Consider the following 4,751-nt stretch of genomic DNA (forward strand, 5'->3'; position numbering starts at 1 on the left):
ACCCACAGATTACCGTCAAAACGACCCACGCACTGTTAAACTGTATTGAGCTATATCACTCTGAAAGGCGTTGAGATGGGCGAGTACATGGGCAGGTGCATCGACCGGGTGGTCGAGAGGGACCTCGGAATCTTCGGGGCGGTGCTCATCCAGGGCCCGAAGTGGTGCGGGAAGACCACGACCGCCCAGCGCTTCGCCTCCTCGTCCCTGTCTCTCTCCGACCCATCCGGAGGGTTCGCGGCGCGCGAGCTCGCGAGGCTCGACCCGGCCAGGGCGATAGTGGGCCCGACGCCGAGGCTCATAGACGAGTGGCAGGAGGCCCCGCGGATATGGGACGCGGTGCGCTTCGAGTGCGATCGGCGCAGCGGCGAGCCGGGGCAGTTCATCCTAACCGGCTCCGCGACCCCGCGCGACGCCGAGCAGCCGATGCACAGCGGCGTCGGGCGCATCTCGAGGCTGCGCATGGACACGATGACCCTGTCCGAGCTTGGCGTCTCGTCTGGCGCCGTATCGCTCGGCGCGCTGCTCTCCGGGGAGCCAATCGCGACGGCCACTGGCTCTATTGACGGCGTTCTCGGCGTCGCTGACCTGCTGTGCCGGGGAGGGTGGCCACAGGCCGTCGGCAGGACGACCGACGAGGCGATGCGGATAGCTGCCGCCTACGTCGACGGGGTGTGCGAGTCGGACGTTTCGAGGACCGATGGCGTCAGGCGCGACCCCTCCAAGGTCAGGGCGCTGCTCGAGTCGCTCGCGCGGAACGAGTCGACGCTCGCGGGCCCCAGGTCCATCGGCAGAGACGTCGGAGAGGATGTCTCGAGGAACTCGATCGCTCGGTACATGGACGCCCTGAGGAGGATCAACGTCGTTGACGACATTCCCGCGTGGCACCCGGCGCTCAGGTCGCCGGTGAAGCTTCGCCAGGGGGCGAAGCGCCATCTTGCCGACCCGTCGCTGGCGGTCGCGCTCGTCGGGGGCGACCCCGAGTCGCTGTCCTCCGACCCGAAGACCCTGGGGCTGCTCTTCGAGTCGCTCGCCCTGCACGACCTGAAGGTCTACGCCGCGGCGAACGACGCCCGCCTCTCGCACTACCACGATGGGGACGACCTGGAGGTCGACGCCATCGTCCACCGTCGTGGGGGCTCGTGGGTCGCAGTCGAGGTGAAGCTCGGAGCCCCACAGGTGCCGGAGGCGTCGGAGAGCCTCATTAGGCTCGAGAGGAAGATGGTCGAGCGCGGCGAGAGGCCGCCCGCTGCTAAGTGCGTCGTCATCGGGTATGGGATGCCTGCGCACGTGATGCCCGATGGCGTGCTCGTCGTGCCGATTGACACGCTAGGGGTATAGGGCCTGCCCGCAGATGTCGGACAATTCGTCCTATCGAGGGCGGTTTTGGTAATGACGCCGCCTCGGAAGGCGCGGTCAAAGCGGAATGCGGGTCCCGATATGCCTGGGATGGGTCAGAGGTCCATCGCTTCGCTATCGTTATGCTCACGTGCGATCCGCATCGTCGTCATCGATTGGGCGGACGAGATATGCCCCCCTGTTCCCCTCGGTGCTGTGCTGTCTGAAGTATCCGACCATGACCTCCTGGCCGATCACGAGCCCGGACACGTCCATGTACCCACGCTTGAAGACGAAGCGCACAGGGTTCTCCGAGAAGTATCCGTCATCGTTGCCGGCCGTCACGTCGACAGACAGGGCGTTCGCGTCCGACTCGACCTTTGTCACGATACCTTGTACGTAGTAGAGGTGTGCTTCCCCTCCGCTCGTCAACGACCCCTGGTCGTGTAGGTAGAGTGCTGCCACGAGTGTGACTGCCAAGGCGATTAGCCCGCAGATGACTGCTACTCGCAGCGTGACTCGATGCTTTCTCATACCCATCAAGACCTGGTGAAGTGAGTCCCATACGTGTCGGTGTACCTGGAGTAGGCAAAGTTTATATACCTTGACGTGTAGCCCCACCCGTCAGCGGCGATTAGAACCTGCGTGGTGCTTCCGGTATCCTTGTTCTTTATGGTCAGATAGCCAAAGACGGCCATCGAGTGTCCCTCACGGCCATTATCGGTATTTATGCCAAGGGACACGATTGACGCGTTCTGTGAGTCCGTGATGTTCGTGAAGTCTGAGAATGACGGATTCCACTCATGTTTATAGGATGCGGGGCAATGCATAGTTCCCAAAAATGATGTCAGTGCGGGACCAATTTTGCTGTTGTTGGTCGATCCATATGTGATTTCGCGTCCGGATGAGTTCTTTCCTGTGTGGTCGACTTCCGTATTGCTTAGCGTCCACAGCGTGTTATACGTCTGAGAGAGGCTCTGGTTATAGAAGTCCATTCCGAGGTACGAGGCAGCGACGTTGGTCATTGCCGTGACGGCGCAGGCATAGCGTCCGGTCTCATTTTCTATATCGTTTTCGCTGAATGAAAAGAACTGTTCTCCGAAGTGATTCTCGCTCATAACTTGATATTTTCCGCTATAAGCGTCGTCGATGAAGATGTCATCCCATGTGCTCGACTTCTTCGAAGATGCCATCGGCGAGACACGCATAATGCTTCCGGTCGGGCTGATTCCTCTGGATGTCCCAGAGGCAACTACGGCGTATACGTAGGGTGACTTTCTTACGGCTACAAGATCGTCATCACGCCCATCCGACGGGGATGCTCCGGGCATTCGTGCGATTCCTCGTACGTCAGCTGCGCTCTTTGCTGCCGCATACGGGCTGATTGCCCCGGCATCAAGCGAGTATTCCTCGACGAGAGTCTCATCGGTATTGTCCAGGACGATGTAACCATGAGGGCTGCCATCTTCCGTTGAGACATAGTCGATGATGCATCCAATTGCCCGTCCGCTTTCATCGTACAACTGCGTTGCGTCAGACGCCTCGATTGACCCGGAATCATCTAATGAGTCCGCGAAGTTTTGGGCAATCTCAAGTGCCAGCTCCCTTGTAAGCAGAACCTTGTTGCCATCTGTTTCCGCAGCGAGCGCGGGACATACGAACGCAAAGGTTGCAATGACCGCCATGGCCATGCATGCCAATCTGGTCCAAATATTCCGTCGCATGGTTAACCTCCGCTCATCCAGCCCAGAGAGTCTCGGAACCAAAGACTCATTTTCAGAACACCTTCATGAATTGTCTCGCGTGTCGCGCATACATTTGAAATGAGCCTAGCAAGCGGTAGGGGTTTTGCGGCACGTGGGTGCGTATGGGCACCTCACGCATTGCGATACGGGACCATCCTCGAGACGCTTTGGTCCCAGATGTGGGGTGCAGCCGCGCCAAGGCGACAATCGCGCCGTAATGGGCTGAGGGCCACGCAAGAGACGCATGAAAGCTGCAACAGCGTGAAATGTCACACTTTTGCACCTTCCATGCACGCGCAGAGGGCGCGCTCTCTTGCAAGGGCTCCGTCCTTTGACCGGGTTTTGTCGACGCGAAGGGAGGCTCTGATGCCGCGCATGAGAGTGCGCTTGAGCGAGTGGGAGATCGGCTTCGTCGACCTCGCGTGCGCGTACTACGGTCTCAGCAGGGGCGAGTACATGGAGCATCTTGTGCGCGGAATCCCATGCGTCCCCGCAAGCGAGGGTGCCGCCCGCGATGGGGCGACGCGCCGGAAGGCCGTGCGACGAGGGACCGACGTGTGGTCACGGAGGACGCAGTACGTGAGGCTCGTCCTCGGCGCTCGCGGCCGCGCGGCGCTCCTCGCCGAGGCGCGCGCCGAAGGCGTGAGTGTCACCGAGTACGTCGCAAGACACGCCACGAGGACGGAGACCTACTTCGGGACGGACGTCGTCTGCGCGAACCTCGACGCAGCCGCGACCGAGCTCGGGCGGCTCGGCATCACGCTCAACGAGTGCGCGCGGCTCGCAAACACCGCGGCACTCGTCGCCGCCCGCGAGCCGCTCGACGAGGGCGAGTTCTGGACTTACGTGAGCGACTGCTGCGAGTACGCGGAGGGAGCGAGGTACAGCGCGCGGCTCCTGAGGCGCGCGCTCGACGAGGTGGAGGCGGGTCTCGGTGAAGCAGGAGAGGAAGAGACAGGTCTCGTTCGCGGTGAGCGAGGAGGCGCTCGAGATCGCCAGAAGGCGCGCAAGCGAGAGCGGAATGAGCCTGGAGGGGTGGATCAGGTCACTGATCTTCAAGGGTCGAAGCGCACAATCCAGATCCGCCTCTCGCGAGACGAGGTCAGCGAGCTAGACGACTGCAGGAGCTTCACGGTGCTGTCAAGGAGCAAGTGGGTGCTCCTCACCTGCACGCCGCTCTACCCGGAATGGCGTCCCATCGACGTGCTCTCGGCACACAGGATGATTGTGGAGATGGTGCGGGAGAGGACCAACGCCAACCAGGCGACGGACGCGCTCGCGCGCGCCATGGAGTGCGTGCCGGAGGTGGCGGAGGTGCGCGACGACGTGATGGGCAACCTCGTTCCGATTGCCAAGACGATCGACCGGGCGCTCCCCGTCGTGCGCAGGCGGATCAACTTGACGAGGGTGGTGGTGCGGGATGGCGATGCTCAAGACGCTTGCAAGGAAGGGTAGCGCGAGGGACATCCGCGCCTACTTGGAGCGCGAGACCGACTAGCGCGACCAGGTAGGGTGCCGGCGCGCGGGACCCAACTTCCAGAACTTCACTTCGAGGCCCCTCCCCGGTCGACCGGGGAGGGGCCTTTCTCTCGCGCAGAAAAAATTTTGTCCCATTTTGGCACGCAGTGGATATGGCACAATAAACCTATTGATAATATAGGGGGGGGG

The 4,751-nt window shown here is 61.6% G+C and carries 4 protein-coding genes; 2 read left to right on the forward strand and 2 right to left on the reverse strand.

Annotated features, from left to right (window positions below; genetic code table 11):
• Window positions 1-75 precede the first annotated feature (75 nt).
• A complete protein-coding gene (locus tag BMX94_RS10400) occupies window positions 76-1,341 on the forward strand; it encodes an ATP-binding protein (protein ID WP_091006349.1) in 1,266 nt (421 codons plus the stop codon).
• A gap of 144 nt (window positions 1,342-1,485) precedes the next feature.
• On the opposite strand, the gene BMX94_RS10570 is transcribed toward BMX94_RS10400, so the two are convergent.
• A complete protein-coding gene (locus BMX94_RS10570; protein WP_143052318.1) occupies window positions 1,486-1,725 on the reverse strand; it encodes a hypothetical protein in 240 nt (79 codons plus the stop codon).
• A gap of 152 nt (window positions 1,726-1,877) precedes the next feature.
• The gene (locus BMX94_RS10410; RefSeq protein ID WP_143052319.1) at window positions 1,878-3,023 is read right to left on the reverse strand and encodes a hypothetical protein; all 1,146 of its coding nucleotides are present in this window, start codon (window positions 3,021-3,023) and stop codon (window positions 1,878-1,880) included.
• A 447-nt stretch (window positions 3,024-3,470) separates the two neighbouring features.
• Here BMX94_RS10410 and BMX94_RS10415 point away from each other — a divergent pair, with 447 nt between their 5' ends.
• Complete coding sequence (locus BMX94_RS10415) at window positions 3,471-4,538, forward strand: hypothetical protein (protein ID WP_143052320.1); 1,068 nt, start codon at window positions 3,471-3,473, stop codon at window positions 4,536-4,538.
• The last annotated feature ends 213 nt before the right edge of the window (window positions 4,539-4,751 follow it).

It is taken from the genome of Olsenella sp. KH3B4, from assembly GCA_900111695.1.
GTDB lineage: Bacteria > Actinomycetota > Coriobacteriia > Coriobacteriales > Atopobiaceae > Tractidigestivibacter.

Bases quoted from the DNA above. Each gene is read 5' to 3' on its own strand.
- BMX94_RS10400 (WP_091006349.1), top strand. From the start codon at position 76: ATGGGCGAGTACATGGGCAGGTGCATCGACCGGGTGGTCGAGAGGGAC.
- BMX94_RS10410 (WP_143052319.1), bottom strand. From the start codon at position 3,023: ATGGCGGTCATTGCAACCTTTGCGTTCGTATGTCCCGCGCTCGCTGCG.